Source organism: Sinomonas sp. B1-1 (assembly GCF_050474465.1).
Lineage (GTDB): Bacteria > Actinomycetota > Actinomycetes > Actinomycetales > Micrococcaceae > Sinomonas > Sinomonas flava.
In genome coordinates, this window is sequence record NZ_JBCHVF010000008.1 from 80,104 (window position 1) to 106,082 (window position 25,979).

The window sequence follows — 25,979 nt, forward strand, 5'->3', positions numbered from 1 at the left end:
ATGCGACCCTCCCGGAAGCGGCCGACGGCCGCGACGCAAGGCCGGCGCACGACGGCGGGTGCGCACCCGGCGTCGTGCGCGCGCCCCGCGGTCCGCCACCAGGGCGCCGTCCCGCCTTACCTCCTCGAGCGGCTCGCCACGTGCGACCAGCGCCGCGCGCGGGCCCTCCGCGGCGAGGGCCCGCCCAACGGGTGGGCAGACGACACGCGCGGGATCGAGGCCGTTGCGGAGCTCGCCCGGCGGACCCTCCTCGCCGACGAGCGCATGCGCGCTCAGCGCGGCGCCCACACGCGCGACGCCAAGCACCAGATCCTCGTCGAGCCCGGAACGCTGCGGCGGGAGATCAGCGACGCTGACAACACCGAGCGGCTCCCCGGGAAGCCGGTGCGGAAGGAAGGCCAGGACCCGGTCTCGGACGTCGACGTGAACCGCGCCTACGACGGGCTCGGCGACACCTACCGCTTCCTCGAGGAGGTGTTCCGGCAGTCCAGCATCGACGGCGCAGGCCTCGCGCTCGAAGGGAGCGTGCACTACGGCGCCGGGTACGACAATGCGTTCTGGGACGGGACCCGGATGGTCTTCGGCGACGGGGATGGGAAGGTCTTCGCCTCGTTCACCTCGTCGCTGAGCATCATCGCCCACGAGCTCGGGCACGGGCTCCTGCAGCACACGACCGACTTCTCCTACGAGGGCCAGTCGGGCGCGCTCAACGAGTCGTTCGCGGACGTCTTCGGCGTCCTCGTCGAGCAGTTCGTGCGCGGCGACACGGCCGAGTCCGCCTCGTGGATCGTGGGCGAGGGGATCTTCCTGCCCGGCATCAAGGGCCTAGGCGTCCGGTCCCTGAAGGCGCCGGGCACGGCGTATGACGATCCTGCACTCGGCAAGGACCCGCAGCCGGACCACATGGACGGGTACGTGCGCACGCGGGACGACAACGGTGGCGTGCACCTGAACTCCGGCATCCCGAACCGCGCGTTCTACCTCGTGGCAGCCGAGCTCGGCGGACACGCGTGGGAAAGGGCGGGGCGGATCTGGTTCGAGACGGTCGCGCTGCGCAAGCTGCCCCTCGACGTCGACTTCCGCGGGTTCGCGCGGGAGACTGTCCGCGTGGCCCGTTCGCTGTTCGGCCGCGAGTCCGCTGAGGAGAAGGCGGTGCGCGCTGGCTGGCGCGGCGTCGGAATCACGGTGCGGCTCACGGAGACCGGGAACGGGAAGAACGGGAACGGCGCGAATGGCAGCGGCGCGAATGGCAAGGGGAAGGGGCCGCGGGCCAAGGGCTAGGAGGACAAGACCGGGAGTGCCGGCTTTGGAAGGGCACTGTGCGCGATGAAGACTGTGCGATGAAGATCGAGGTCACCCGCTCCGGCGGCGTCGCCGGGATTCCCCGGAGGGGCGCCGTCGAGTTTGCGATGCGCGGGGCCAGGGAGGCCTCGGACGCCGAGTGGGCCGCCCTGTACCGGCAGGCGCGCAACGAGCGTGAGCAGCTCAGCCTGGGCGAGGGGGCAGACGACGTCGCAGGGCCTCCGTCGCGCGTCCGGGACGCCTTCCAGTGGACCTTCCGCTTCGGGAGGGAGCGCGTCGAGGTGCCCGATTCCTACCTGTCCGGAGCGCTGCGCGAGCTCGCCGAGCGGGTCCTCGCCGAGGGCTCCTAGCGCCGGCGCCGAAATCTTCACCGAACTGTCACCTCACGTTGGCCTTCTCTGACAAGCTAGGCACATGGCGAACCGAGCAGGCACCGTTGCCCTTCCCAGCGACCTCGTGGACATCACCGCGCTCCTGGACGCGTACTACGACGTCTCCCCCGACCTGAGCGACCCGGGCCAGCGCGTGGCGTTCGGGACGTCCGGGCACCGCGGCTCGAGCCTCAAGGCCTCGTTCAACGAGAAGCACATCGCTGCCATCACCCAGGCGATCGTGGAGTACCGGGCCGGGCAGGGCATCCAGGGCCCGCTGTTCCTCGCGAAGGACACCCACGCGCTCTCGGAGCCCGCCACGAACACCGCGCTCGAGGTCCTCGCAGCCAACAACGTCCAGGTCCTCGTCGACGCGCGCCACGGGTACACGCCGACGCCGTCGGCCAGCCACGCGATCCTCAAGTACAACGCCGGCCGTGCCGAGAACGACCCGGGCCGCGCCGACGGCATCGTCGTGACCCCGAGCCACAATCCGCCGGCCGACGGCGGGTTCAAGTACAACCCGCCGCACGGCGGCCCCGCGGACACGGACGCGACAGGCTGGATCGCGAACCGGGCCAACGAGCTCCTCGGAGCGAACCTCTCGGGCGTCAAGCGCGTCCCGCTCGCCGACGCCCTCTCGGCGGACTCGACCGGCCAGTTCGACTTCCTCTCCTCCTACGTGGACGACCTCCCGCAGGTGCTCAACATCGCCGCGATCCGCGACGCCGGCGTCCGCATCGGCGCCGACCCCATGGGCGGGGCCTCTGTGGACTACTGGGGCGAGATCGGCGAGCGCCACCACCTCGACCTGACCGTGGTCAACCCGACCGTCGACCCGCAGTGGGCGTTCATGACCCTGGACTGGGACGAGAAGATCCGCATGGACTGCTCCTCCCCCTCCGCGATGGCCTCCCTCATCCAGAAGGTCGCCTCCGGCGACGCGAGGTACGACATCGCGACCGGCAACGACGCCGACGCGGACCGCCACGGCATCGTGACGCCGGACGCAGGCCTCATGAACCCGAACCACTACCTCTCCGTCGCGATCGACTACCTCTACCGCAACCGCACGGGCTGGCGCCCCGACACGGTCGTGGGGAAGACGCTGGTGAGCTCATCGATGATCGACCGCGTGGCCGAGGGGCTCGGCAAGCCGCTCGTCGAGGTGCCGGTGGGATTCAAGTGGTTCGTGCCGGGCCTGCTCAGCGGCCAGGGCGCGTTCGGCGGCGAGGAGTCCGCCGGGGCGAGCTTCGTCAAGCTCGACGGCGGGGTGTGGACCACCGACAAGGACGGCATCCTCCTGTGCCTCCTCGCCTCGGAGATCAAGGCCGTTACCGGCAAGTCGCCGAGCGAGCTCTACGGCGAGCTGACCGCGAAGTACGGCTCGCCGTCGTACGCCCGGATCGACGCGGCGGCGACCCGGGAGCAGAAGGCCAAGCTCGGCAGGCTCTCCGCCTCCGACGTCACGGCGACCGAACTCGCCGGCGAGCCGATCACCGCCAAGCTCACCGAGGCCCCGGGCAACGGGGCCAAGATCGGCGGCCTCAAGGTCACCACCGAGAACGCCTGGTTCGCCGCGCGGCCCTCGGGCACGGAGGACGTCTACAAGATCTACGCCGAGTCGTTCAAGGGCGACGAGCACCTGGCGCAGGTCCAGGCCGAGGCGAAGGCCCTCGTCGACTCGGTCATCGCCTAGCGCCCCGCGGCTCCGGCCCTCACCTCCCCGTCTGAGGGTCACCTCCTGAGGGTCACATCGCGTGACCCCCAGGAGGTGACCCTCAGACGTTCGGGGGTGAGCGCGGTCATATCCTTAGCGAAGCTAATGAGCTAGGCTAAGTATCAATGACTCCGCCGACCGCTTCGCCGACCGCCATGCCTTCCCCGACCACAGCTCCCCCACCCGACATGACTCCCACCCCGGACGTCCTCGAACTGGCCGCCGAACTCCGCGCAGCGCTCATGCGCACCTCCCGGATCCTGCGCACGGAGGCGAGCAGCGACGTCGTGAGCCCCGGGCAGAACACCGTCCTCGCGCTCCTGAACAAGCGCGGACCGCTCACGATGCGCCAGCTCGCCGACATCGAGCACGTCCAGGCGCCCAGCATGACCCGGACCGTGAACCACCTGTGCGAGCGGGGCTTCGTGGCCCGCGCCGAGCACCCGACCGACGGCCGCCAGGTCGTCGTCTCGCTGACCCCTGACGGGCGGCAGGTCCTCGAGGAGTCCCGCCGCCTGCGCGCCGCATGGCTTGCGGGGCGCCTCGAAGGCCTGCCGGACGCGGACCGCGCCGCACTGCACCGCGCCGCCGAGCTGCTGCTGGAGATGACCGCCCGATGAGCAGCATGTTCCGCGCACTCCGCCACCCCAACTACCGACTGTGGGCCGCGGGCGCGCTGGTCTCCAACGTGGGCACGTGGATGCAGCGCGTCGCCCAGGACTGGCTCGTCCTCACCGCGCTCACAGACCACGACGGCGCCGCGGTCGGCATCACGACCGGCCTGCAGTTCCTGCCGATCCTCATCCTCGGGCCGTACGCGGGCGTGCTCGGCGACCGCCTCGACAAGCGCAAGCTCCTCATCGCCACGCAGTCCGCCATGGGTCTCCTCGCGCTCCTGCAGGGCGTGCTCGTGCTCACGGGCGTCGCGCAGCTGTGGCACATCTATGCGATCGCGCTCGCCCTCGGCATCGCGAGCGCCCTGGACGCCCCGCCGCGGCAGGCCTTCGTGTCCGAGCTCGTCGAGCGGCCCGATCTGCCCAACGCCGTCGCGCTCAACAGCGCCTCCTTCAACCTCGCGCGGCTCGCGGGCCCGGGCGTCGCGGGCCTGCTGATCGGCGTCATCGGCACGGGCTGGGTGTTCATGCTCAACGCCGCGACCTTCGCCGCGGTCCTGTCCTCCCTCACCCGGCTGCGGGTCGACCTGCTGCACCGGACGGCACCGCTGCCGCGCGGCAAGCACCAGATCCGCGAGGGCATCGCGTATGTGCGGACCCAGCCGCGGATCATGCTGATCATGGTCATGGCCGCGATCGTCGGCACGTTCACGCTGAACTTCCAGGTGACCAACGCGCTCATGGCCGCGGACGTCTTCCACACCGGCGCCGACGCCTACGGCCTCCTCGGCTCGGTCCAGGCGATCGGCACGCTCAGCGGGGCGCTGCTCGCGGCGCGCAGGAAGAAGCCGCGAATGAGCCTCCTCGTGGCCTCGGCCGTGGGGCTCGGCATCGCCTCAAGCGTCGCGGCGGCCATGCCCAGCTACCTCGCGTACGCGGTTCTTCTCGTTGCCGTGGGCGTCACTGCGCTCACGTTCCTGAACTCGGCGAACACCATCGTCCAGCTGAGCGTGGACCCGCAGTACCGCGGCCGAGTCCTCGCGCTGTACATGGCCGTCATCCAGGGCGGAACGCCGATCGGCGGTCCGCTCATCGGATGGCTCGCGAACACCGCCGGGACCCGGTGGGCGGTCCTCGCCGGGGGCGTCGCCGCGCTCGTGGCGGGCGCGATCGGCGTCGTGCTCCTGGCCCGGTGGGGCGAGGGGAGCCTCCGCGCGCAGGTCGCCGGGGCGTGGGCCGCGCGGCGCGCTGCGACCAGCTCGGCTCCCACGCACGACGGCGGCCCCGGAACCCCCGCGGACCCCTCACCGATCCTCGGTCCCGCAGCCCGCCCGACGCGATGCGCTCCGGCCCCGGCAACCGGCTCCCGCCCGACGGTGGCTGCACTGCAGAACGGCTCGCACCTGAAGGACGCGGCCCGCCGCCGGTGAGGCGTGCCTCTCGACCGCGCGGACGAGACCCCGCAACGGCGCGGACAGGACCCCGCAACGGCGCGGACGAGACCCCGCAACGGATGCGGCTGCCGGGATCAGATGATCTCGGCGACGTCCTCGTAGGCGAGCTTGGGCTTGGCGGGGCCCCACGCGTCGTCGGCGGGCTTGCCGATGTTGACCACGAGGAACGCCTTCCGGTCCCCCGCAGGGAAGAACTCGGCGTCGATCCCGGCGAAGTCGGCGCCCGTCATCGGCCCGGCGGCGAAGCCGAGGGCGCGCACGGCGAGGATGAAGTAGCCGGCCTGCAGGTGCGCGTTGTCGCGGCCCGTCTGGGCGCGGAGCTCGGCATCGGCGTCGTAGCGCGCCTTGCCGCGCGTGGCGGCGGGGAGGAACGTCTCCCACTGCTCGTGCCAGTCGGCGTCGAAGGACAGGATCGCCACGAGTGGGGCCAGGCGCGTCTTGTCCTGGTTGCCGGGAGCGAGGTGCTGGACGAGCCGGTCGCGCGCGTCGCCCTTGCGGACGTACGTGACGCGGAGGGGCTGCGAGTTGAAGGCGGTCGGGCCGAACTTCGCGAGCTCGTAGATCGCCTCCGCCTGGGCGTCGGTGACCTCGCCCGTGAAGGCGTTCGCGGTGCGCGCCTGCGCGAACAGGGCGTCGACGGCCTCGGTGCCGAGGATGGATTCTTCGTGCGCGATGCTCATGGGTCTCCTCTCGGCGGCACGGACGGCCGCCCTCCCATGGTGACAACCCGCCGTCGTGCGCGCGGCATCCCGTGACGCGGGGTGACGTTGGCCACGCGGCCCGGTCCCCGCGACCGGCGAGTAGGATGTCCCCGATACCCCGCTCCCCACGCTTGGAAGGCGCCCGATGAGCCTGCTCGGAACCCGTTGGACTCTGCACGGAGACGGGCACTCTGTCCGCCCGGGAGAGGTCGTCGCTCCGCAGGAGAGGCTCGCGTGGCCGATCACCGTGGGGGTCGGGCTCCAGCACGTCGTGGCGATGTTCGGCGCGACGTTCCTCGTGCCGATCCTCACCCACATGCCGCCCGCCACGACGCTCTTCTTCTCGGGCATCGGCACGATGCTCTTCCTCGTGATCACCCGCGGTCGGGTGCCGAGCTACCTGGGCTCCTCGTTCGCGTTCATTGCCCCGATCCTCGCCTCCCAGCAGCAGTTCGGCGTCGCCGGGGCGCTGGGCGGCGTGGTGGTGGCCGGCGTCGTGCTCGCGGCCGTGGGCGGCGTGGTGCAGGCGTTCGGGGCGCACTGGATCAACGTGGTCATGCCGCCCGTGGTGACTGGGACGATCGTGGCACTCATCGGCCTCAACCTCGCGCCTGCGGCGAAGCAGAACTTCGACGCCGCACCCGTCACCGCGCTCATCACGCTGCTCGCGATCATCCTCGTCTCCGTGCTGTTCCGCGGCATCCTCGGGCGGCTGAGCATCCTCGTGGGCGTCGTCGTGGGGTACCTCGTGGCGGTGTGGCGGGGCGAGGTGGACTTCTCGAAGATCGACGCCGCCGCCTGGGTCGGCCTGCCCACGTTCCAGACGCCGCAGTTCCACCTCGGCGTGCTCGGGCTGTTCGTGCCGGTGGTGCTCGTGCTGGTCGCCGAGAACGTGGGGCACGTGAAGAGCGTGGCCGCGATGACGGGGCAGGACCTCGACGACATGGCCGGCCGGGCGCTCATGGCCGACGGCGCCGCGACCGTCCTCGCCGGCCTCGGCGGGGGCTCCGGCACCACGACCTACGCCGAGAACATCGGCGTCATGGCCGCGACGAAGGTGTACTCGACCGCGGCGTACTGGGTCGCGGGCATCACGGCGCTCCTGCTGAGCTTCTCCCCCAAATTCGGCGAGCTCATCGCGACCGTCCCGGCCGGTGTGCTCGGCGGCGCCGCGACGATGCTGTACGGGATGATCGGCGTGCTCGGCGTGAAGATCTGGGTGCAGAACCGGGTCAACTTCTCCAACCCGGTCAACCTCACCACGGCCGCGGTGGCCCTCATCGTCGGCATCGCGGACTACACGTGGAAGGTCGGCGAGCTCGCGTTCGCCGGCATCGCGCTCGGCTCCGCGGCGGCACTCGTGGTATTCCACGGCATGACCGCTCTTGCGCGGTGGCGCGGGACCGCAACCGACGACGCCGTCGAGCCTGCCCGCCGCGCCGGCTGACCGCCTCCTCCCGCGGGCCGCGCACGACGGCGCGCGGCGCACCCGGGCGGGCACGCGGCGTCGTGCGCGAGCTGGGACAATGGGCAGATGGCCAGCGCGGAGACCTTTGAGGGAAGCAGCACCGACGAGCTCGTGCAGCTCGTGGACGAGGACGGGACGCCCCTCGGCACTGCGCCCAAGGCGACCGTCCACACCACGGACACTCCGCTGCACCTCGCCTTCTCGTGCCACGTGTACAGCCCGGACGGGCGGGTGCTCGTGACCCGGCGGGCTCTCGGCAAGAAGACGTGGCCCGGGGTCTGGAGCAACGCCTTCTGCGGCCACCCCGCGCCGGGTGAGCCCTTCGAGGAGGCGATCCGGCGGCGCGCGCAGCGGGAGCTCGGGCTGGACGTCGAGTCCATCGAGCCGGTGCTGCCCGACTTCCGGTACCGGGCCGTCGACGCGTCCGGGATCGTCGAGCACGAGGTGTGCCCCGTCTACCGGGCCGTCGCGGCCTCGGACCCGGCGCCCGCCGACGACGAGGTCGCCGAGTGGGCCTGGACCGACCCGGACGACTTCCGCGCCGCCGTCGCCGCCGCCCCCTACGCCTTCAGCCCGTGGCTCGTCCTGCAGCTCGACGCGCTCGCCGCGCAGGGGAGCTAGCACCGGCGGCCTCTGCCGTGCCCCGGGGCGAGCGCACGACGACGACCGGTCGCCTGTGCGCGGTGCGTCGGCTGGGCCGGGGAGTCGGGCCCGCTCGATGGGACGGCTTCTGGCAACTGAGACGCCTTCGGACGCGGTGTGAGACGCCTTGTCGCCGTGGAGGCGGCCTCAAGGCGCCTTCCCTGCAACAAGCCGTCTCGCCACCGGGAGCCCGGACCGACGGGGATTTGGCGTACCCGAGACGCCTAGCGAGGAGATCTGGCGTACCCGCAATGGAGTCTGGGGGATCTGGCGTACCCGAGACGCCTAGCGAGGGGATTTGGCGTACCCGAAACGCCCTCCGGCGGGATTTGGCGTACCCGAAACGGATGAGGGCGGCGGCGGAAGGGGCCTCAGGCGCCGGCCAGGAGCTCCGCCACCGCGCGGCGGAGGTACTGGGCGCCGTGGGCGATGGCGTCGGAGGGAGTGGGCGCGAGGTCCACGAGTGCGCCCGCGGCCTCGATGCCGTGCTCGGCGAGCTGCTCGGGAGTAGCAAGGATGCGCCCGGCGACCGCGACCACCGGGATGCCGCGTTCGCGTGCCCGGTCCGCGAGCGCGATCGGCGCCTTGCCCGTGAGGGACTGCCCGTCCAGCGACCCCTCCCCCGTGATCACCAGGTCCGCCCCGGCCAGCTGGGCGTCGAGGCCGACGAGCTCGGCCACGAGGTCGAACCCGCTCTCGAGCCTGGCCTCGGTGAAGGCGAGGAACGCCGCGGGGAAGCCGCCCGCCGCACCGGCCCCGGGGACGTCGACGTCGCGTCCGGTCGCCTCGGCGAGCACCTTCGCCCAGGTGCGGAGCCCGGCGTCGAGCGCCGCGACGGTCTCCGGGTCGGCGCCCTTCTGGGGGCCGAAGACGTGCGCGGCGCCGTCCTCGCCGGTGAGCGGGTTGCGGACGTCGACCGCGATGCGCAGGTCGGCACCGGCGAGCCGGGGGTCGAGGGCGGAGGTGTCGACGGTGGCGATGTCCGCGAGCGCGGCGCCTCCGAGCGGGACGATGTTGCCCGCAGCGTCGAGGGGACGGAGCCCGAGGGCGCGCAGCGCGCCGGAGCCGCCGTCGGTCATCGCGGATCCGCCGACGCCGAGCACGATCTCGGTGGCACCGGCGTCCAGCGCCGCCGCGATGAGCTGCCCGGCACCGTAGGAGTGGGCGCGGCGCGCCGTCTCAGTGTCCGGCTCGGAGCCGAGCGCAGCCAGTCCGGAGGCTTGGGCGGTCTCGATGACGGCGACCGTCCCCTTGAGGGCCCACGCCGCGCCGACCGGCTTGATCAGCGGCCCGGTCACCGCGCGGATGCGCTCCTCGAAGCCCGCCGCGACGGCCGCCTCGAGCGTGCCTTCGCCGCCGTCGGCGACCGGGACCCGGACGGTCTCGGCGTCGGGGTAGACCGCGTGGGCGCCCTCGGCCATGGCGTCGGCTGCCTCCGCGGCGGTGAGGGAGCCCTTGAACTTGTCGGGGGCGATCAGGATGCGCATTCCCCCATCCTGCCAGCACGCACTGACAGAATGTCCCCGTGGAGACCAACCGCGTCGAGGCCTTCAGCGACGGCGTCCTGGCGATCGCGATCACCATCATGGTGCTCGAGCTCAAGGTCCCGGACACGCCGGACCTCCACGGCCTCGCAGAGTTCCTGCCGACACTTCTCACCTACGTGCTGAGCTTCGTGTACATCGGGATCTACTGGACCAACCACCACCACCTCATGCACCTGACGCAGAGGATCGACGGTGCGGCGCTGTGGGCCAACCTCAATCTGCTGTTCTGGCTCTCGATCGTCCCGTTCACGACGCGCTGGATGGACGAGAGCAGCCTCGCGACGCTGCCGGTGCTCGTGTACGGGATCAACCTGCTCGCCGCCGCCGTCTCGTACACGATCCTGCAGGCCCGGCTCATCAGGATCCAGGGCGCTGAGAGCCGCCTGGCCCGGGCCATCAGCAACGACGCGAAGGGCAAGTGGTCCATGGGCCTGTACGTGCTGGGATCCGCAGGCGCCTTCCTCTCGCCGTGGGTGAGCGTGGCCGCGTACGTCGCGGTCGCCGCGATCTGGATCGTGCCGGACCGGCGGATCGAGCGGGCGGTCGCAGCGGGCGACGACGGCGCATAGGGGCGGCGCGTCCGTCGGCGGCGGGATGCTCCTCACCGGGGGGCGGGCGGGGGCCAGGCTCCCCTGCCGAGGAGCACGTCCCGCAGCACATCCGCGCGGTCGGTCACGAGCCCGTCGACGCCGGCATCCAGCAGCCGGCCCATGTCCGCGGCCTCGTTGACGGTCCACACGTGCACCTGGAGGCCGAGTCGGTGGGCCCGCGCGACGGCCGCCGGCGTCACGACCCGCAGCCGCCCGGTCCATTCGGGCACCTGCAGCGCCTGGACGTCGCGCAGCATCCGCCGCAGCACCGCCTCAGGCAGGGCGGATCCGACGATCCGGAACGCCGCCGCACCCCTCATGCCGGCCGAGGACGCCACCGGCCGCGAGAGACGCGCGAGCACCGCCCGCCGCCGGGCGTCCGAGAAGGAGGTCACGAGGATCCGCTCGTGCAGCCGCATCCGCTCGATCGCCTCGGCCAGGGGCACGACGGCGGCGGCGGACTTCACGTCGATGTTCAGGAAGGCGCCGGGCAGCTCCTCGGCGAGCTCGGCAAGCAGCGGGACCCTCTCCACGCCTCCCACGCGCGCGGCCGCGACGTCAGACCAGTCGAGCTGGCCCACCTCCCCGGGCCGGTCCGCGACGCGGTCGAGCCGCTCGTCGTGGAAGGCGACCAGCGCGCCGTCGCGCGTGGCCCGCACGTCCGTCTCGAGGTGGGTGAATCCGAGCTCCCACGCGGCGCGGAACGCGGTGAGCGTGTTCTCGAGGCCCTCGAGGGAGAAGCCGCGGTGGGCGAAGGCCATGGGGCCCGGGTGGAGGTAGGGCACGCGTCCACGGTACGCCGGTAGTCTGGACGGCATGGAGCAGCTGAGCCCCGTGAGCCGCGAGTACTTCCGCACCCTTCCGCGCCGACGCGTCGCCGCCGGCCTCGTGATCCGCGACGAGCGCGGCGACGTCCTGGCCGTCAAGCCGAACTACAAGGACGGCTGGCTCCTGCCCGGCGGCACAGTGGATCCGGGCGAGGCGCCCCGAAAGGCCGCCCGCCGCGAGGGCCGCGAGGAGCTCGGGCTGGACATCGAGCCCGGCGCGCTGCTCCTGATCGCCCACTCGGCCTTCCCGGACCCCATCGGGGACGGGCTGAGCTTCCTGTACGACGGCGGCAGCCTCCCCGACGGTGCCGAGGTCACCCTCCAGGAGGAGGAGCTCACGGAGTGGCGCTTCGTGACGCCGGCGGAGTTCGTGGAGTACTTCGGCGACCACGGCGCCCTGCACATCCAGGCCGCGCTCACCGGGCTCGCAGAGGCCCGCACGCTCGAGCTCGAGGACGGAGTCGAGGTCCTGTGAGGGCCTTCAGCCAGGTGGACGTCTTCACGTCCGAGTTCCTGCGCGGCAACCCCGTCGCGGTAGTGCACGACGCCGAGGGCATCCCGGATGAGGAGATGGCCGCGTTCGCCCGCTGGACCAACCTCTCGGAGACCACGTTCCTCCTGCCCCCCATTCAGGCCGGGGCCGACTACCGCCTGCGCATCTTCACCCCGAGCGGCGAGCTGCCGTTCGCGGGCCACCCGACCCTCGGCTCCGCCCGCGCCTGGCTCGAGGCCGGCGGCGTCCCCGCCGCCGCGGGGCGGATCGTCCAGGAGTGCGGGGTCGGCCTCGTGACGCTTGCGGACGACGCCGGCCGCCTCGCCTTCGCTGCCCCGCCCCTGCGCCGCTCGGGACCGGTGGATGCGCAGGACCTGGGCGCAATCGCAGCCTCCCTGGGCCTGTCGCCGGACGACGTCGTCGACTCGGCCTGGGTGGACAACGGGCCCGGCTGGGTGGGGCTGCTCCTGCGGGACGCGGAGACGGTCCTCGGGCTCCAACCGGACTTCGGGGCGATGATCGGCTTCCAGGTCGGCGTGATCGGGCCTCGGCCTGACGGTGACGATGCGGCGTTCGAGGTCCGCGCCTTCTGCCCCGACCTCGCCGTCCCGGAGGACCCGGTCACGGGGAGCCTCAACGCCGGCCTGGCCCAGTGGCTCATCGGCAGCGGACGCGCCCCCTCGTCCTACACCGCCCAGCAGGGCACGGTGCTCGGGCGGCGCGGGCTCGTCCGGGTCTCCGCCGCGGGCGCGGACGTCTGGGTGGGCGGCGACACCGTGGTGGGAGTACGGGGCACGGTCGCGCTGTAGGCTCCCGGCGCCCGCATCGGGAATCCCCGCCCCAGCCCGGCGGCTCAGTCGGCCAGCTCGGTGGGCTCCGCGACGACGTCGACCATCGCCTCGCCGCGCAGCACCGTGATCTCGGTGCGCCGGCCTATGGCGTCGGCGAACATGTGCCGCTGGAGGGACTGCGCGTCCGCCAACGGGGCGCCGTTGATCGCAAGGAGCACGTCGCCGGGGTGGAGTCCGCTCACGGCCGCCGGGCTCCCGGTCATCACCTCGGCCACGCGCAGCGCCCTGCGCCGGCCCGTCCGGGCGGACCAGCGCGGCTCGAGCGGGGTCGGCACGCTCACGATCCCGAGGTAGGCGCGCCGCACCCGGCCGTCCTCCCGCAGGGCGTCCAGGATGCGCCGCGTCGTGGCGTTGATCGGCACGGCGAGGCCGAGCCCGAATCCGGCGACCGCGGTGTTGATGCCCACCACCCGTCCGTGTGAGTCGGCGAGGCCGCCCCCGGAGTTGCCGGGGTTGAGCGCAGCGTCGGTCTGGATGACGTCCTCGATGATCCGCGACGCCGTCCGGCCGCGCGCCGGCATCGACCGCCCGAGGGCGCTCACCACGCCCGCCGTCACGCTGCCCTCGAGCCCGAGCGGGCTGCCGACCGCCACGACGAGCGAACCGACGAGGAGCCTGTCGGCGTCGCCGAAGTCAGGCGGCTCAGGCATCTCGATCCCGGTCCGCAGCACGGCGAGGTCGGAGAGCGGGTCGCGGCCCACGACGTCGAACGGCCCGCTCGAGCCGTCGGCGAACGCGACCTCGCCGCGGGAGAACCGGGCGACGACGTGCGCGTTCGTGACCAGGTGCCCCACGGCGCTGAGCACGACGGCGGAGCCCGCCCCGCGCTCGGTCCGCACGGAGGCGACCCGCGGCGTCAGGTGCCGCGCCACCCGGACGACCACCTCGGAGTAGGCGTCCATCGCCTCGGCGTCGACGGCGCCGGATGTGTCCTCGCTCACAGCAGGGAAAACGACGCCGCCGGCCCTTTCGATTCCGGCGTTCTCCTTGGGCGAACGTAGCCACCGGGACGCGGAGGGGCGCACAATGTGAGCGTCGAGTGCATGTCAGAGGAGGAGTTCGAGATGCTGATGCTCGTGTCGGGCCTGCTGTCCCTCGCCGTCTGGATCCTGGGGATGATCATCAACATCGGGCCGGGAATCCACATGTTCCTCGTGGTCGCCGCAGTCCTCGTGCCGATGGGGCTCGTGAAGGTCGCCCACCCCGCGCCGCGCCTGGCCCGTGTCTCCGGGTCTACCGCCCGAAGCGCGCGTCGACCGCGTCGTCGAGGCTGAGCCCGCCGCCGTCGTCGATCGCGCCCAGCAGCAGCCCGAGCAGGGCCGAGGCGAGGAGCGCTCCCGGCCCCTCGCCGTCGTGCGCGCGGTAGCCGACTCCCGCGAGGAGGCGCAGCCCCGCGCCCTCCCCCACCGCCTGGATGAGCGCGGCGACCTGCTCGGCCGTGAGGCCGGGACGCAGCCGCAGCCCGCGTGAGCCGAGGAACCGTTCCAGGAGCCCGTGCCACGCCTCCCCGAGGGCCGCGTACAGCGCGGCCGCTGCCCCCGCGAGGACGGCGTCGGCCGCGGCCGAGGTCACCGTCAGGAGCTGGAGCCGGTAGGAGGGCAGGTCGAGGAAGAGCTCCACGCTCTCGTCGGCGATCCTGCGCACGACGCCGGCGACGTCGCCGTCCGCGGCGGCGAGGTCCTCGGCCCAGCGGTCGATCGCGGACTCCAGCGTCACGCCGCGCGAGACGAGGGCGTAGGAGACGAAGTCGTCCAGGAAGTCCTGCTGGCCAGCCCACCGGTCCCTGAACTTGGCCTCGGTGGGCGCGAGGTCGGGGCAGTCGGCCTGCGCCCTCGCGACGATGCGCGGGCGCGAGACGTAGGAGAGGATCTGCCGGGCGCCCTCGGCCTGGCGGGACCCCGTGAAGGCCTGGTCGGTGAGGGCGAGCCCTGCCTCGAGGAACGCGCGGGTGAGGCCAGAATTGGCCAGCCGGGCACGGTTCTTGGCCCGGACCCGGCTCAGGTTGGTCACGGTCCCCGAGAGGTCGAGTCCGGCCAGCGCCGAAGGCTCCGCCGCGTGGCCCACGCCTACCGTCTCGGAGCTCATCGCCAGACCCCTCACCAGCGCCGCGGTTGCCGGCACTTTCCGCCTCGGATAGTGGCAACGCTACCGACGGCGCGGGGCCGGGCAGTAGGGCCGATGGGCCTACAGGCGTGCCGCCTCGGCGAGGCCCTGGGCCACCCTCCCCGCCACCACGGCGGCGTCCCTGCCCACGCCGAACAGGACGGCTGAGGCCCTGGTGCGCATGAAGTGGACGCCGCAGAAGTACAGCCCGGGCACCTCCGTGCTCTCGCCGTCGTCGGTGAGCGGAAAGCCCAGCGCGTCGCAGGCCGGCGCCTCGATCCAGCTGTAGTCCGGACGGAACCCGGAGGCGAGCACGACGGCGCCGAGCTCGCCGAGGGGGATCGGCGGCACCGGCTCCGCGGCGAACGGCGCCGGGACGGGGAGCTCGGGGACCGGGTAGCCCCTCGCGGGCAGCTGCGCCGCGAGCACCTCGCGCAGGTCTGCCCAGCGGGCGTCGCCGAACGCGACGGAGTCGGCGAGGTCGTCGGCGAACGCGACCACGCCGTCGTCGACCGCGGCGACGTGGCCGGCGAGCTGCACGCCGAGGGCCGAGAGCGTGCGCCAGTTGAGGTCGTGCCCGCCGCGGGCGCCGCTCACGAGGGGGTTGGAGAGCAGGCGCGCGGCCGGCGCCGGGAGGGCGGACAGCGGCAGGTCGTAGAACGAGGTGCGCGCGAGCCAGGTGACCGTGTCAACCCCGTCGAGCCGACGGGGGATCCAGGGCGCGCGGCCGCACGCGAGGGTGACGTCCCTGCCGGCGAGCCGGAGCTCCTCGGCGATCTGGCAGCCGGACTGGCCGCCGCCGACCACCAGGACGGGTCCGTCGGGGAGCTGGTCCGGGGACCGGTAGTCGGCAGAGCGGGTGACGCGGTCGTCTGGGATGCCGGCCAGGACCTCGGGGCGGTGCTGGCGGCGGAACGACCCGGTGCAGACCACTGCGGCGTCGGCCTCCAGCGGTCCCTCGGTGGTGTCCAGGCGGAGCCGCCGGCCTTCCGTGCGCGCGAGGCGCGTGACCTCGACGCCCTCCCGGACGGGTGCCGCCTGTGCGGCGGCGTAGCCCTCGAGGTAGCCGACCACGTCGTCCCGCGGCACGAACCCCTCCGAGTCGCTGCCCTCGTACGGGCTCCCGGGAAGGCCCAGGGACCAGTGCGGGGTGACAAGGGTGAAGGAGTCCCAGCGGTCCCGCCACGCCTGGCCGATCCGGGAGCGTTCGAGGACGGTGTGCTCGATGCCTCGCTGGCCGAGCTCGTGGCTCACGGCGAGGCCCGCCTGCCCCGCGCCCACGACCACCACGGTGGACATGCGGCGATTGTACGGCGGCCGTGGGGCAGACGGCAGGGGCTCAGAGGCGCTTGACCTCCACGGCCGGCGGTGTCTTGAGGGACTGGCCCACGACGCAGTACCGCTCGGTGGAGGTCGCGAGGCGCTCGAGCTGCTCGTCGGTGGCGTCGGCGTCGATGATGGCGAGGATGCGGACGTTCTGGACTCCGACCTCGGCCTCGCCGTCGACTCCCAGCGTGCCGCGCGCGTCGAACACGCCCTCGGCACGGATCTCCGCCGAGCGGACCGGGATGCTCATGGCCGTGGCGACGCTGCGGAGCGTCACACCGGCGCAGCCGACGAGGGCTTCCATGAGCATGTCCCCGGAGCACGCGTCGGCGCCGTCGCCGCCCGTGGAGGGGTGCAGGCCGGCCCGCACGGGCTCGGACCACGTCTCGACCGTGGCCGTGATCCCGGGCTCGGAGAACGTGCCCGAGGCGTGGACCGCCGCCATGGCGGATTCCGGGGTGTCACGGTACTGCTGCTTCAGGGGCGCCTGGGCGGCGCGGAGTTCGTCTCGGGTGGTGATCATTGACCCATCTTGGCCCGGCGAGGCCGCGAGGGGCCACTTGGATGACAGAAGTTCGGTTTCGTTTGACGGGTGCCGGGGTATTCGAAGACCACAACCCGAGAAAAGGAGTTCACCGTGCTTCTGTGGATCGCTGTCATTCTGTTCGTGCTCTGGCTGCTGGGCTTCATCGCCCTCCCGAGCCTCGGCTGGGTGGTGCACATCCTGATCGTCCTGGCGATCATCGCGCTCATCTTCCACTTCGTCAGGGGCCGAAGCACCGTGTAGCAGCGGGGCAGAGCCTCGGGGGACTCACGGTTGGGGACGGAGGACAGGCCCGCACGGGCCCGTGCTCCGTCCCCAGCTGTGTGTCCCGCCCACCTGTGTGTCCCGGCCCGGCTACCCAGCCCTGTGATCCCGGCTAACCGGCCCGGCGCAGCTTGCCGAGCTTGCGCTCCAGAACCTGCGCGACGCCGTCGTCCTCGATGCCCGGCGCGTGCAGCTCTGTCGCGGCGAGCGCGTCCGGGTGGCCTGAGGACATCGCATAGCCCTCGCCCGCCCAGGCGAGCATCTCGACGTCGTTCGGCATGTCCCCGAACGCGACCACCTGGGCAGGGGCGATCCCCAGCGCGTGGGCGTACTCGGCCAGGGTGACGGCCTTGTTGACCCCGAGCGGGGCCATCTCGAGCATCGTCATGTCCACGGCGGAATGGGTGATGGACACGAGGTGCGCCACGTGCGGGGCCACCACGCGCAGGTACTCGTCGGCGGTGATCCCCTCGACCTTGGCCATGAACTTCACGACCTCGTCGCCGTCGATGAGGTCCTCGAGGTCGCCATGGCGGACCTCCTCCAGGAGCCGCTGGTGCCTCGGCTCCGCGAACGCGGTCTCCATGACGAACTCCGCGGGCGTCTCCGCGGCGAAGGCAGTCTCGGGGAAGAGCCCCCGCACGATCTCGCGGACCTCGAGCACGGTGTCCCTGTGGATCGCCTCGGAGGACACGACGGACATGGTCTCCAGGTCGTACACGAGAGCGCCGTTGGAGCAGATCACCGTGCCGGAGTGCCCAAGCTGCTCGCTCAGCGGGGTGAGCCACCGTGCCGGGCGCCCGGTCACGAACACGAGCTCCACGCCCGCCGCCTCGCACGCATGCAGCGCCTGCACGGTGCGCTCGCTGATGCGCCCGTCGCGGCGCAGGATCGTTCCGTCGATGTCGCTGGCCACGAGGCGCATGAGCTGCTCGACCACACCGGCCTTCGCCCGGCCCGAAGCAGCCATTCAGCGCACCTCGAACGTGCAGGTGATGCTCGCCGACGCGAGCTCGTGGTCCCGGATGTCCTTCAGGACGCGGGAGCCGGTGCTGCGCGGGGTCGCGGGAAGCCGCTCCGCGCCCACGGCGTGCACCGTCAGGACGTAGCGGTGCGGGCCCGAGCCCTTCGGCGGCCCGGCGCCCACGAATCCGGCGAACCCGGCGTCGTTCGTGAGCTCGACCGAGCCCACGGGGAGGCCCGCCTCGTCGCCCGACGGCCCCATGCCGTCGGGGGCGCCGCCGGCGCCCTCGGGGAGCTCGTCCACGGCGGCGGGGATGTTCACGACCGCCCAGTGGCAGAATCCGCCGGCGCGCTTCGCGTCCGGGTCCATCACGGTCACGGCGAAGCTGCGGGTGCCCTCGGGCGCCCCGGACCACGACACCTGCGGGGAGAGGTCCTGCCCGTCCAAGCCGAAGTACGCGCTGGCCTGCGACCGCGGCAGCTCGCCGCCGTCGACCAGGTCCTGGCTGGTCACCTCGAACGTCACAGCGCACCTCCCTCGGCCGGTGCGGACGACGGCGCCGGCGCACCGGCCCGGACCTCGGCGCGGTTCGGCGGGTTGGCACCGGGACGGGAGACGGTGACGGCGGCTGCCCGGGCCGCGAACTCGAGGATGCGCTGCAGCTCGCGGACGTCGAGGCGGCGCAGCTCGGGGCGCCGCTGCGCGCCGTCGAGCTCACGGTCCACGATGCCGGAGAGCAGCGCGGCCATGAACGAGTCTCCGGCGCCGACGGTGTCCGCGACGCGCACGCGCGGGGGGTTCGCCTGGGCCTCGCCGGCCCGGCACACAGCCCAGGGGCCGTCGGCGCCGCGGGTCACGACGACGATGGCAGGCCCCTCGGGGGCACCCAGCGTGAGCCACCGGCGGGCCGACTCGAGCGGGTCGACCCCCGGGTAGAGCCAGGCGAGATCCTCGTCGGAGGCCTTGACGACGTCGGCCAGCGCGACGAAGCGCTCGACGCGCCCGCGCACCACGTCGGGATCGCTCGTGATGGTGGGGCGGCAGTTCGGGTCGAAGCCGATGGTTGCGCGCGGCCGGGCCCGCTCGACGACGTGCAGCACCTGGTCGGCGCCCGGCTCCAGGACCGCGGCGATCGAGCCGGTGTGGACCAGCGTGGTGGCGGAGAGGAGCGTATCGAGGCGGTCCCGCAGGTCGGGCAGGTGCCAGTCGAGGTCGAAGTGGTAGCTCGCGGCTCCGTGGTGGTCGAGCTGGGCCGTGGCGACCGAGGTCGGGGCGGTGTCCGCCGGGAGCGGGACCAGGACGCCGGAGCCCTTGAGGTGCTCGGTGAGCATGCGGCCGTGGGCGTCGTCGCCGTAGCGGCCGATGAACTGGACAGGGTGGTCGAGCCGGGCCAGGCCGATCGCCACGTTCAGGGGGCTGCCGCCGGGATGGGACTCGGTCCCCGAGGGGCGGCGGACGACGTCGATGAGGCCCTCGCCGATGACTGTCAGCATGGCCCTTACGGTAGCAGTCCGGCCTTCGGCGGCGCTCTGGCCCAATGCCGGCCCGGTCGCAGACGCGCGCCCCTTATGACGTAATTGTGAATATGACCTTACATTCTTACTTTTAGTCGGCTATTCTCGTTCGTGAGACGCGGGTCACGCACTCCCGCAGCCATCCGACAAAGGAGTCCTGATGTCCTCCCACCCGGCCGCGCACCGCTCGTCGGCGCCGTCGACCCTCCCGCCGCTCACCTCCGGGCCGCACACGAGGCGCCTCGGGCTGGTCGCCCTGGTCGCGACCTTCGGCGGCCTGCTCTTCGGGTACGACACCGGCGTGATCAACGGCGCCCTGAGCCCGATGTCCGCCGAGCTCGGGCTGACAGCCTTCACCGAGGGCGTCGTCACCAGCTCGCTCGTCTTCGCCGCTGCCCTCGGCGCGATGGGCGGCGGCCGCCTCTCCGACGGGTGGGGACGCCGCAGGACGATCATCCTGCTCGCCGTCCTGTTCTTCGTCGGCACGCTCACGGTGGTGTTCACGCCCAACTTCGCGGTGCTCGTGATCGGCCGTGTCCTCCTCGGCCTTGCGGTCGGCGGCGCGTCCACGGTGGTGCCGGTCTTCCTCGCCGAGCTCGCGCCGTACGAGATCCGCGGCTCGGTTGCTGGCCGCAACGAGCTGGCCATCGTCGTGGGCCAGCTCGCGGCCTTCGTCGTCAACGCCATCATCGGCAACGTCTACGGCCACATCGAGGGCGTCTGGCGCATCATGTTCGCCATCTGCGCCCTGCCGGCGATCGCCCTCTTCTTCGGCATGCTGCGCATGCCCGAGTCCCCCCGCTGGCTGGTCGAGAAGGGCCGCCACGAGGACGCCCTGTCGGTGCTGCGCACCGTCCGCTCCGAGGACCGCGCCCGGGCCGAGCTCGCGGACGTCGAGCACGTCGCCAAGGAGGAGCTCGAGAGCCACCAGATCGGCTGGCGCGCGATCTTCTCCAACAGGAACCTGCTCCGCATCCTCCTGATCGGCATCGGGCTCGGCGTGGCGCAGCAGCTGACCGGAATCAACTCGATCATGTACTACGGCCAGACCGTGCTCAAGGAGTCCGGCTTCAGCGAGAGCGGCGCGCTCATCGCGAACATCGCGCCCGGCGTGATCGCGGTGGTCGGCGGCGTCATCGGCCTCTCGCTCATGGACCGCCTCGACCGCCGCAAGACGTTCATCACCGGGCTGTCCCTGACCACGGTGTGCCACGTGCTGATCGGCGTCGCCTCGATGGCGCTGCCGGCGGACAGCCCCGCCCGGCCGTTCGTCATCCTGTTCCTCGTCGTCGCGTTCGTCGGCTCGATGCAGACCTTCCTCAACATCGCCGTGTGGGTGTACCTCTCCGAGGTCTTCCCACTGCACATGCGCGGGATCGGCACGGGCGTCTCGATCTTCATGCTCTGGGTCGTGAACGGCTTCCTCTCCCTCTACTTCCCCTCGCTCGTGCAGGCCACCGGGATCACGGGGACGTTCTTCCTCTTCGCAGCCGTCGGCGCGCTCGCGCTGCTCTTCGTGATCACCCAGGTCCCGGAGACGCGCGGCAGGACCCTCGAGGCCCTCGAAGAGGACGTCACGACCGGCGCGATCTACGTCGTCACCAGGAAGTAGCCCAGCGGCGGAACACGACCGTGCCGCGGGCGCTGGTCAAGGTGAGCGTCGCGCCGTCGTAGGTGTAGGGAACGGGCGCTCCGATGAGGTTCCACGTCCAGTGCTCGTACGCGGCGGCCGGCTCGGAGCAGCCCTTCGCGGAGACGGCGAGGCGGGTGACCGTGAGTGCCGACCCGTCGAGTGACGCCAGTCCGTCCCCGACGTTGCACGGGGTCTTCAGGCGGGCGTGCACCTGACCGTCAACCTCCTCGAGCCGGAAGGCCAGCGGGTCGGTGCCGAGCCACGCCAGGGGGCCGCTAGCATCGCTGCCGGACACGGACACGAAGTCCACGCAGGCGGGCAGCCCGCCCACCGGGTCGCACGTGATGCTCGGGGTGCGCGGGGCGGATGGCTCGCCCAGGTTCGGCGATGCGCTCGGCGCGGACGATGACGACGGGCTGGGTTCCGCCGTCGTCCGCGCCGCGTACCCCGCGCCGCAGCCGGCCAGGAGCATCGCCGCGGCGCCCGCGCCGGCGAGTGCCGCCGTCGTGCGTCTCATGCGGGCGGCGGCCCGGGCTGCTGGCCGGGGCCAGACGGGGGCGGCGGGCCCGGCGGGACCGGCGGGAGCGGCCCCGTGGGCACCTTCGCGGGCGGATCGACGGCCCCCTGGTCGAGGCGGAAGGGCGGGTAGTCGTCCCGGAGGAGGAGCGCGTAGGCACCGACTCTGGTGACCCAGCGGTTGATGCCCACGACGAAGTCGAAGATCCCCTGCTGGTAGCGCCCGGTGAACAGGAGGATGACCGCGGTGATGAGCACCAGGAGGCCGAGCAGCGAGAATCCCCCGCCTCCCGCCCACCGGCCGTCCGCGTCCCACCACACCCCGGCCCCCCTGCTGCCGGCGCTGCCGGTCAGCGCGGCGACGATCAGGAGCTGCGGGAGCACCAGGAGCCACCACTTCACAAGCACGAGCCCGCGGGACAGGCGCTCCGGGTAGGCGACGTCGAGGTCCGCCGGGTACGGGGCGGAGGCCAGGGTGAAGGGCGGGTAGCGGTCGGTGCCGAGTGCGGCGTAGGCGTAGAAGCCGACGCGCCAAGTCCACCGCAGCACCCCCACGCTGAAGGTGAACAGCGAGCGCGGATAGCGGCCGGTGAACAGGATCGCGATGCCCGCGGCGATCGTGGTGACGAAGAGCGCCGGCCAGAGGATGGCGAGCACGATGGCATGGGGGATCACGAGGAGCCACTTGACGAGCCACAGTCCGCGGGACAGCGGGGGATCGAGGAAGCCGGTGAAGAGCACCGGGTAGCCCGGCGTCCCCGGACCCGCAGCGCGGCTGGCGAGGCCGATGTCGCGTCCCAGGCCCGCCGCGCCGAACAGCAGCAGCGGCACGCCCACGACGAGGCCGACCAGGCCCCCTGCCAGGAGGCCGCCTCCGAGCGGGCCGAGGAGGTGGGACCGCACGCCGAACTGGACGTCCGCCCAGAGGGGCCGGGCCGAGTTCGCGTTCATCACCACGAGGGTCCACTCGCCCTCGCGCAGGTCGAAGGCCAGCTGCTGGGTGCCGGCACCGGAGGCGGAGGCTGCCCAGAACGTCTGCTGGGCCGGGGCCGCCGGAGCCTGGCTGCCGGCGGTGGGCCGCAGGTCGTCCGCCGCGGACGAGGTCACGCGCGGAGTCCGGAATCCGCCGGCCCACCATGAGACGTCGCTGAGCGAGGCCTGCGGGACGTCCTTGAGGTAGGCGGCGACCTGAGCGGCGTCGCCGATGCCCACGAAGACCTCCTGGCCGGGGACCACCGGCGTCACCCGCACCTGCAGGCTCGCGAGGTCACCGAGCGATGACACGCCGGGGATCCCGGAGACTGCTGCGCCGCCGAAATCGATGCGGGCGGACCGGGAGACCAGCGCGTAGCCGGTCGTGCGCAGCCGCTCCTGCTGCGACACGAGGTACCGGCCGTCCTGCTGGGCCGCGTCGCTCGCGAGGAGGGCGCTCCCTGCGAGCGTCAGCCCGGCGCCGGCAGCGGCGAGCAGCACGCCGAGGACGAGCAGGATCCAGTGCCCCGGCTTCATGCGGTACACCGGCTGACCGGAATACGGATAGACATTGGCGGGTGCTGCTGGAGCGGCCATGGGAATCCCTCGTCCTGGCGGTGGGGCCCGGGGCGGCGCGGAGTGAGCGCGCCGCAGGCCCCGTGTACCCACTGTCGGACGGGCAGAGCCGGTCGCCTAGGGGCTAAAGCCACGGGTGGGTTGGCCTCGCGGCACAGTGGGCGCCGGTCCTTGACACGAGCGGTGTCGGCCCCGGTTGCTACCGTTCTTCCCATGGCCACGAACTACGACCGGCTCGACGCCGGCCAGCGCGCAATCGTCGACGCGTCCGTCACGACGTACGAGCGTGTGAGGCCCGAGCTGAAGAACGTCACCAGGGACGTCCTGTACACCCTGCGGGACATCTTCAAGGAGGCCGACGTGACGCCGCTCTTCGTCACCGGCCGGACCAAGACGGTCGAATCGTTCAGGCAGAAGATCTCCCGCCTCGACCCTCCGGCGGAGCCGGGAGGCGAGCCGACGCTGAAGTTCCCGGACCCGTTCCGCACGCTCAACGACATGGTCGGAGTCCGGGTCATCACCAAGCTCCCCAGCGAGAACGCGGTGGTGGCGAACCTCATCAAGCGCCAGCGGCAGATCTTCGACTGCCGCGGCGACCGGGAGAAAGCCATCGGCTCGATCGAATCCGGCACCTACGGGTACTCGAGCCGGCACCTGATCCTGAGGACGCTCCAGAACGACGCCGTCCGGGCCTACCAGGCGGTCTTCAACCCGGAGCTGCCGGCCAACGGCTCCTACTTCTTCGAGTGCCAGATCCGCACGATCTTCGCCCACGCGTGGAGCGAGATCGAGCACGACATCCGCTTCAAGAGCCAGGACCCGCGCGCGTGGAGCCCGCAGTTCGACCGGCAGTTCACGGCCACCGCGGCCATGCTCGAGGTGGTCGAGAAGGAGTTCGCCGAGCTGCACGAGCGGTACGAGACGGTCGTGAGCTACTGGGACGCGGCCGGCGAGGGCGGCAGCCCCCTGACGCCGGACCGCATCCGCGAGGTCTGGCTGACCCTCCTGCCGCACGTGGACCGAAAGGTCGACGACGACTGGGGCTGGGCCGCCGAACTCCTCGCCGCGCACGGGCTGACCAAGACGCGGCAGCTCGTCGAGCTGCTCGACGCCGAACGCATCACCGACGTCCGCAAGGCCCTCGACCACCGCTACTCCCCCGGCCCCGACCGGCTCCTGGACGACCTGCTCCTGTGGCGGTTCGGCCCGGAGCACATCGACCTCACCGCGGAGCCGGCCGACGCCGACGCCCACCCGCGGCGCGACTCGCTCCTGCGCCGGCTCAAGCAGATCGAGCGCTACCGGCTGACCTGACCGGCGCGGTCGGCTGGCATCTGTTAGGTGCCCGATGCAACGATAGGGTGCGTGACCCCCTCGCACACTGACCAGACCACCCATGCCCCCGCCCCCGCGCCCACGGCCGCGGACCGCGACGCGAAGCTCGCGGTCACGGTCTTCCCCGCGCTCGTGATCGTCGCCGGCCTCATCGGCTTCCTGGCGCCGGACGCCATCAAGACGGCCGCCCCGTCCGTGCCGTACCTGCTCGGCATCATCATGTTCTGCATGGGGCTCACGCTCACGCCGCCTGACTTCGCGTCCGTCGCGAAGCGACCCTGGGCCGTGGCGCTCGGGCTCGTCGCCCACTACGTCATCATGCCCGGCGCGGGCTGGGCCATCGCGATGGCACTGCAGCTCCCGCCCGAGCTCGCCGTCGGCGTCATCCTCGTCGGCTGCGCGCCGTCGGGCACGGCGTCGAACGTCATGGCCTACCTCGCGAAGGGCGACGTCGCGCTGTCCGTCGCCGTAGCCACGGTCTCCACGCTGGTCGCACCCCTCGTCACCCCCGCCCTCACGCTCCTGCTCGCGGGGTCCTTCCTGAACGTCGACGCCGGCGCCATGATCCTGGACATCGTCAAGACCGTGCTCATCCCCGTGGTCCTCGGCCTCGCCGTCCGCCTGTTCCTGAAGAAGGCCGTGGCGAAGGTCCTGCCCGCGCTGCCGTGGATCTCGGCCGTGGTCATCGCCGCGATCGTGGCGATCGTGGTCGCGGGATCGGCGTCGAAGCTGGTCGCCGCGGGCGGGATCGTGCTGCTCGCCGTCGTGCTCCACAACGGCTTCGGACTCGGGCTCGGATACCTCGCGGGCAGGGTCGGCCGGCTCGATTACAAGGCCCGTCGCGCCCTCGCGTTCGAGGTCGGCATGCAGAACTCCGGCCTCGCGGCAACCCTCGCGGCCGCGCACTTCACGCCGCTCGCCGCGCTGCCCTCCGCGGTGTTCTCCGTGTGGCACAACCTCTCCGGCGCGGTCGTGGCCGCGTGGCTCGCGCGCCGCCCGCTGCCGGACGAGGCCGCCCAAGGGTAGCCCGCCTCACTTTTGGCTGCCGCGCGGGCCGGGTAGGGACAGTGCACAACCCCGAGGGAAAGGACTGACCCATGAAGGCTTCCGAGGAACTCGCCAAGGGCCTGCAGGCCGTGCTCGTGGACCTCATCGACCTGTCGCTCGTCGGCAAGCAGGCCCACTGGAACATCGTCGGCCCGAACTTCCGCGACCTGCACCTCCAGCTCGACGAGGTGGTCGCGGCCGCGCGCCTGCACACCGACACGATCGCCGAGCGCATGCGTGCGCTGCACGCCGTCCCGGACGGCCGCTCGGAGACCATCGCCAAGACGAGCTCCCTCGCGGATGCCGAGGAAAGCCTCATCACGACCGGCCAGGCGGTGGACGCCATCGTCGCCGCCCTCAACAAGACGGTCGCGACCGTCCGCGGCATCTACGACGCCGTCGAGGAGGCGGACCCCGCCACGACCGACGAGCTCAACCAGATCATCCTCCAGCTCGAGCAGTTCTCCTGGATGATCGGTGCGGAGAAGATGAAGCCCACGAAGGCGTAGCCCTCCCGCCCCGCCCCACGGTCCCACGCACGACGCCGGCCCGGTCGCCTCCCCCAGGCGACCGGGCCGGCGTCGTGCGTGCGGGGCTCCCGCCGC

The 25,979-nt window shown here is 72.3% G+C and carries 28 protein-coding genes; 16 read left to right on the forward strand and 12 right to left on the reverse strand.

Annotated features, from left to right (window positions below):
• The 5 genes from ACQ5BE_RS12510 (at position 1) to ACQ5BE_RS12530 (ending at position 5,437) form a co-directional block, all read left to right on the forward strand.
• Complete coding sequence (locus ACQ5BE_RS12510; RefSeq protein ID WP_430297311.1) at positions 1-1,281, forward strand: M4 family metallopeptidase; 1,281 nt, start codon at positions 1-3, stop codon at positions 1,279-1,281.
• Between the two features lie 59 nt (positions 1,282-1,340).
• Positions 1,341-1,652, forward strand: coding sequence for a protealysin inhibitor emfourin (locus ACQ5BE_RS12515; RefSeq protein WP_430297312.1), 312 nt, complete (start codon positions 1,341-1,343; stop codon positions 1,650-1,652).
• A 64-nt stretch (positions 1,653-1,716) separates the two neighbouring features.
• Positions 1,717-3,372: a phosphoglucomutase (alpha-D-glucose-1,6-bisphosphate-dependent) gene (gene pgm, locus ACQ5BE_RS12520; RefSeq protein WP_430297313.1), complete on the forward strand. Its 1,656-nt coding sequence runs from the start codon at positions 1,717-1,719 to the stop codon at positions 3,370-3,372.
• 209 nt (positions 3,373-3,581) lie between these two features.
• Positions 3,582-4,013: a MarR family winged helix-turn-helix transcriptional regulator gene (locus tag ACQ5BE_RS12525; protein ID WP_344299899.1), complete on the forward strand. Its 432-nt coding sequence runs from the start codon at positions 3,582-3,584 to the stop codon at positions 4,011-4,013.
• Positions 4,010-5,437 (forward strand): MFS transporter, encoded by a 1,428-nt coding sequence (locus ACQ5BE_RS12530; protein WP_430297314.1) that lies wholly within the window; start codon positions 4,010-4,012, stop codon positions 5,435-5,437. Before ACQ5BE_RS12525 ends, ACQ5BE_RS12530 begins: the two co-directional genes overlap by 4 nt.
• Before the next feature lie 98 nt (positions 5,438-5,535).
• Here the strand turns inward: ACQ5BE_RS12530 and ACQ5BE_RS12535 are convergent, their stop codons facing one another.
• Positions 5,536-6,141 (reverse strand): malonic semialdehyde reductase, encoded by a 606-nt coding sequence (locus ACQ5BE_RS12535; RefSeq protein WP_208711203.1) that lies wholly within the window; start codon positions 6,139-6,141, stop codon positions 5,536-5,538.
• 166 nt (positions 6,142-6,307) lie between these two features.
• Here ACQ5BE_RS12535 and ACQ5BE_RS12540 point away from each other — a divergent pair, with 166 nt between their 5' ends.
• A complete protein-coding gene (locus ACQ5BE_RS12540) occupies positions 6,308-7,609 on the forward strand; it encodes a uracil-xanthine permease family protein (protein ID WP_430297315.1) in 1,302 nt (433 codons plus the stop codon).
• Between the two features lie 87 nt (positions 7,610-7,696).
• The gene (gene idi, locus ACQ5BE_RS12545; protein WP_430297316.1) at positions 7,697-8,251 is read left to right on the forward strand and encodes an isopentenyl-diphosphate Delta-isomerase; all 555 of its coding nucleotides are present in this window, start codon (positions 7,697-7,699) and stop codon (positions 8,249-8,251) included.
• A gap of 392 nt (positions 8,252-8,643) precedes the next feature.
• On the opposite strand, the gene ACQ5BE_RS12550 is transcribed toward idi, so the two are convergent.
• Positions 8,644-9,759 (reverse strand): glycerate kinase, encoded by a 1,116-nt coding sequence (locus tag ACQ5BE_RS12550; protein WP_430297317.1) that lies wholly within the window; start codon positions 9,757-9,759, stop codon positions 8,644-8,646.
• A gap of 38 nt (positions 9,760-9,797) precedes the next feature.
• Here ACQ5BE_RS12550 and ACQ5BE_RS12555 point away from each other — a divergent pair, with 38 nt between their 5' ends.
• Positions 9,798-10,388 (forward strand): TMEM175 family protein, encoded by a 591-nt coding sequence (locus ACQ5BE_RS12555; RefSeq protein ID WP_430297318.1) that lies wholly within the window; start codon positions 9,798-9,800, stop codon positions 10,386-10,388.
• Between the two features lie 32 nt (positions 10,389-10,420).
• On the opposite strand, the gene ACQ5BE_RS12560 is transcribed toward ACQ5BE_RS12555, so the two are convergent.
• The gene (locus ACQ5BE_RS12560; protein ID WP_430297319.1) at positions 10,421-11,194 is read right to left on the reverse strand and encodes a glycerophosphodiester phosphodiesterase; all 774 of its coding nucleotides are present in this window, start codon (positions 11,192-11,194) and stop codon (positions 10,421-10,423) included.
• 31 nt (positions 11,195-11,225) lie between these two features.
• On the opposite strand from ACQ5BE_RS12560, the gene ACQ5BE_RS12565 reads away from it, so the two are divergent.
• Both ACQ5BE_RS12565 and ACQ5BE_RS12570 read left to right on the forward strand, forming a co-directional pair.
• Positions 11,226-11,711 (forward strand): NUDIX domain-containing protein, encoded by a 486-nt coding sequence (locus ACQ5BE_RS12565; protein WP_430297320.1) that lies wholly within the window; start codon positions 11,226-11,228, stop codon positions 11,709-11,711.
• Entirely contained in the window at positions 11,708-12,538 is an 831-nt protein-coding gene (locus tag ACQ5BE_RS12570; protein WP_430297321.1) for a PhzF family phenazine biosynthesis protein, read from the forward strand. The genes ACQ5BE_RS12565 and ACQ5BE_RS12570 overlap by 4 nt, the downstream gene beginning before the upstream one ends.
• 44 nt (positions 12,539-12,582) lie before the next feature.
• Here the strand turns inward: ACQ5BE_RS12570 and ACQ5BE_RS12575 are convergent, their stop codons facing one another.
• Positions 12,583-13,482, reverse strand: coding sequence for a S1C family serine protease (locus ACQ5BE_RS12575; RefSeq protein WP_430297385.1), 900 nt, complete (start codon positions 13,480-13,482; stop codon positions 12,583-12,585).
• Positions 13,483-13,623: 141 nt separating this feature from the next.
• Here ACQ5BE_RS12575 and ACQ5BE_RS12580 point away from each other — a divergent pair, with 141 nt between their 5' ends.
• Positions 13,624-13,854 carry a hypothetical protein gene (locus ACQ5BE_RS12580; RefSeq protein ID WP_430297322.1) on the forward strand — a complete coding sequence of 77 codons (231 nt, stop codon included), beginning with the start codon at positions 13,624-13,626 and terminating at the stop codon, positions 13,852-13,854.
• On the opposite strand, the gene ACQ5BE_RS12585 is transcribed toward ACQ5BE_RS12580, so the two are convergent.
• The 3 genes from ACQ5BE_RS12585 to ACQ5BE_RS12595 form a co-directional block, all read right to left on the reverse strand.
• The gene (locus ACQ5BE_RS12585) at positions 13,814-14,665 is read right to left on the reverse strand and encodes a hypothetical protein (RefSeq protein ID WP_430297323.1); all 852 of its coding nucleotides are present in this window, start codon (positions 14,663-14,665) and stop codon (positions 13,814-13,816) included. The genes ACQ5BE_RS12580 and ACQ5BE_RS12585 overlap by 41 nt on opposite strands.
• A 99-nt stretch (positions 14,666-14,764) precedes the next feature.
• Positions 14,765-15,982, reverse strand: coding sequence for a flavin-containing monooxygenase (locus tag ACQ5BE_RS12590; protein WP_430297324.1), 1,218 nt, complete (start codon positions 15,980-15,982; stop codon positions 14,765-14,767).
• A 40-nt stretch (positions 15,983-16,022) separates the two neighbouring features.
• Positions 16,023-16,532 carry an OsmC family protein gene (locus ACQ5BE_RS12595; RefSeq protein ID WP_430297325.1) on the reverse strand — a complete coding sequence of 170 codons (510 nt, stop codon included), beginning with the start codon at positions 16,530-16,532 and terminating at the stop codon, positions 16,023-16,025.
• 114 nt (positions 16,533-16,646) lie between these two features.
• Here ACQ5BE_RS12595 and ACQ5BE_RS12600 point away from each other — a divergent pair, with 114 nt between their 5' ends.
• Complete coding sequence (locus ACQ5BE_RS12600; protein WP_208711191.1) at positions 16,647-16,796, forward strand: lmo0937 family membrane protein; 150 nt, start codon at positions 16,647-16,649, stop codon at positions 16,794-16,796.
• A 133-nt stretch (positions 16,797-16,929) separates the two neighbouring features.
• Here ACQ5BE_RS12600 and ACQ5BE_RS12605 read toward each other — a convergent pair whose 3' ends face one another.
• From ACQ5BE_RS12605 to ACQ5BE_RS12615, 3 genes are read right to left on the reverse strand one after another with little or no spacing between them, the layout of a single operon-like run.
• Positions 16,930-17,742, reverse strand: a complete 813-nt coding sequence (locus ACQ5BE_RS12605) for an HAD family hydrolase (protein ID WP_430297386.1) — start codon at positions 17,740-17,742, stop codon at positions 16,930-16,932.
• Positions 17,743-17,787: 45 nt separating this feature from the next.
• Positions 17,788-18,306: a YbhB/YbcL family Raf kinase inhibitor-like protein gene (locus ACQ5BE_RS12610; RefSeq protein ID WP_344299913.1), complete on the reverse strand. Its 519-nt coding sequence runs from the start codon at positions 18,304-18,306 to the stop codon at positions 17,788-17,790.
• Positions 18,303-19,274, reverse strand: a complete 972-nt coding sequence (locus tag ACQ5BE_RS12615; RefSeq protein ID WP_430297326.1) for a carbohydrate kinase family protein — start codon at positions 19,272-19,274, stop codon at positions 18,303-18,305. Before ACQ5BE_RS12615 ends, ACQ5BE_RS12610 begins: the two co-directional genes overlap by 4 nt.
• A 181-nt stretch (positions 19,275-19,455) precedes the next feature.
• Between ACQ5BE_RS12615 and ACQ5BE_RS12620 the strand changes: the two genes are divergently transcribed.
• Positions 19,456-20,907 carry a sugar porter family MFS transporter gene (locus ACQ5BE_RS12620; protein ID WP_430297327.1) on the forward strand — a complete coding sequence of 484 codons (1,452 nt, stop codon included), beginning with the start codon at positions 19,456-19,458 and terminating at the stop codon, positions 20,905-20,907.
• Here ACQ5BE_RS12620 and ACQ5BE_RS12625 read toward each other — a convergent pair.
• Positions 20,894-21,445 carry an META domain-containing protein gene (locus ACQ5BE_RS12625; protein WP_430297328.1) on the reverse strand — a complete coding sequence of 184 codons (552 nt, stop codon included), beginning with the start codon at positions 21,443-21,445 and terminating at the stop codon, positions 20,894-20,896. The two genes, ACQ5BE_RS12620 and ACQ5BE_RS12625, sit on opposite strands and share 14 nt — an antisense overlap.
• Entirely contained in the window at positions 21,442-23,013 is a 1,572-nt protein-coding gene (locus ACQ5BE_RS12630; protein ID WP_430297329.1) for a DUF4389 domain-containing protein, read from the reverse strand. Before ACQ5BE_RS12630 ends, ACQ5BE_RS12625 begins: the two co-directional genes overlap by 4 nt.
• 192 nt (positions 23,014-23,205) lie before the next feature.
• On the opposite strand from ACQ5BE_RS12630, the gene ACQ5BE_RS12635 reads away from it, so the two are divergent.
• The 3 genes from ACQ5BE_RS12635 (at position 23,206) to ACQ5BE_RS12645 (ending at position 25,883) form a co-directional block, all read left to right on the forward strand.
• The gene (locus ACQ5BE_RS12635; protein WP_430297330.1) at positions 23,206-24,306 is read left to right on the forward strand and encodes a GTP pyrophosphokinase; all 1,101 of its coding nucleotides are present in this window, start codon (positions 23,206-23,208) and stop codon (positions 24,304-24,306) included.
• A gap of 51 nt (positions 24,307-24,357) precedes the next feature.
• A complete protein-coding gene (locus tag ACQ5BE_RS12640) occupies positions 24,358-25,353 on the forward strand; it encodes a bile acid:sodium symporter family protein (RefSeq protein WP_430297331.1) in 996 nt (331 codons plus the stop codon).
• A 71-nt stretch (positions 25,354-25,424) separates the two neighbouring features.
• A complete protein-coding gene (locus tag ACQ5BE_RS12645) occupies positions 25,425-25,883 on the forward strand; it encodes a Dps family protein (protein WP_430297332.1) in 459 nt (152 codons plus the stop codon).
• The last annotated feature ends 96 nt before the right edge of the window (positions 25,884-25,979 follow it).

Coding starts and splice junctions, on each gene's coding strand:
- ACQ5BE_RS12510 (WP_430297311.1), top strand. CDS start 1: ATGCGACCCTCCCGGAAGCGGCCGACGGCCGCGACGCAAGGCCGGCGC.
- ACQ5BE_RS12515 (WP_430297312.1), top strand. CDS start 1,341: ATGAAGATCGAGGTCACCCGCTCCGGCGGCGTCGCCGGGATTCCCCGG.
- pgm (WP_430297313.1), top strand. CDS start 1,717: ATGGCGAACCGAGCAGGCACCGTTGCCCTTCCCAGCGACCTCGTGGAC.
- ACQ5BE_RS12525 (WP_344299899.1), top strand. CDS start 3,582: ATGACTCCCACCCCGGACGTCCTCGAACTGGCCGCCGAACTCCGCGCA.
- ACQ5BE_RS12530 (WP_430297314.1), top strand. CDS start 4,010: ATGAGCAGCATGTTCCGCGCACTCCGCCACCCCAACTACCGACTGTGG.
- ACQ5BE_RS12535 (WP_208711203.1), bottom strand. CDS start 6,141: ATGAGCATCGCGCACGAAGAATCCATCCTCGGCACCGAGGCCGTCGAC.
- ACQ5BE_RS12540 (WP_430297315.1), top strand. CDS start 6,308: ATGAGCCTGCTCGGAACCCGTTGGACTCTGCACGGAGACGGGCACTCT.
- idi (WP_430297316.1), top strand. CDS start 7,697: ATGGCCAGCGCGGAGACCTTTGAGGGAAGCAGCACCGACGAGCTCGTG.
- ACQ5BE_RS12550 (WP_430297317.1), bottom strand. CDS start 9,759: ATGCGCATCCTGATCGCCCCCGACAAGTTCAAGGGCTCCCTCACCGCC.
- ACQ5BE_RS12565 (WP_430297320.1), top strand. CDS start 11,226: ATGGAGCAGCTGAGCCCCGTGAGCCGCGAGTACTTCCGCACCCTTCCG.
- ACQ5BE_RS12575 (WP_430297385.1), bottom strand. CDS start 13,482: ATGGACGCCTACTCCGAGGTGGTCGTCCGGGTGGCGCGGCACCTGACG.
- ACQ5BE_RS12580 (WP_430297322.1), top strand. CDS start 13,624: ATGTCAGAGGAGGAGTTCGAGATGCTGATGCTCGTGTCGGGCCTGCTG.
- ACQ5BE_RS12585 (WP_430297323.1), bottom strand. CDS start 14,665: ATGAGCTCCGAGACGGTAGGCGTGGGCCACGCGGCGGAGCCTTCGGCG.
- ACQ5BE_RS12590 (WP_430297324.1), bottom strand. CDS start 15,982: ATGTCCACCGTGGTGGTCGTGGGCGCGGGGCAGGCGGGCCTCGCCGTG.
- ACQ5BE_RS12595 (WP_430297325.1), bottom strand. CDS start 16,532: ATGATCACCACCCGAGACGAACTCCGCGCCGCCCAGGCGCCCCTGAAG.
- ACQ5BE_RS12605 (WP_430297386.1), bottom strand. CDS start 17,742: ATGCGCCTCGTGGCCAGCGACATCGACGGAACGATCCTGCGCCGCGAC.
- ACQ5BE_RS12615 (WP_430297326.1), bottom strand. CDS start 19,274: ATGCTGACAGTCATCGGCGAGGGCCTCATCGACGTCGTCCGCCGCCCC.
- ACQ5BE_RS12620 (WP_430297327.1), top strand. CDS start 19,456: ATGTCCTCCCACCCGGCCGCGCACCGCTCGTCGGCGCCGTCGACCCTC.
- ACQ5BE_RS12625 (WP_430297328.1), bottom strand. CDS start 21,445: ATGAGACGCACGACGGCGGCACTCGCCGGCGCGGGCGCCGCGGCGATG.
- ACQ5BE_RS12630 (WP_430297329.1), bottom strand. CDS start 23,013: ATGGCCGCTCCAGCAGCACCCGCCAATGTCTATCCGTATTCCGGTCAG.
- ACQ5BE_RS12635 (WP_430297330.1), top strand. CDS start 23,206: ATGGCCACGAACTACGACCGGCTCGACGCCGGCCAGCGCGCAATCGTC.
- ACQ5BE_RS12645 (WP_430297332.1), top strand. CDS start 25,425: ATGAAGGCTTCCGAGGAACTCGCCAAGGGCCTGCAGGCCGTGCTCGTG.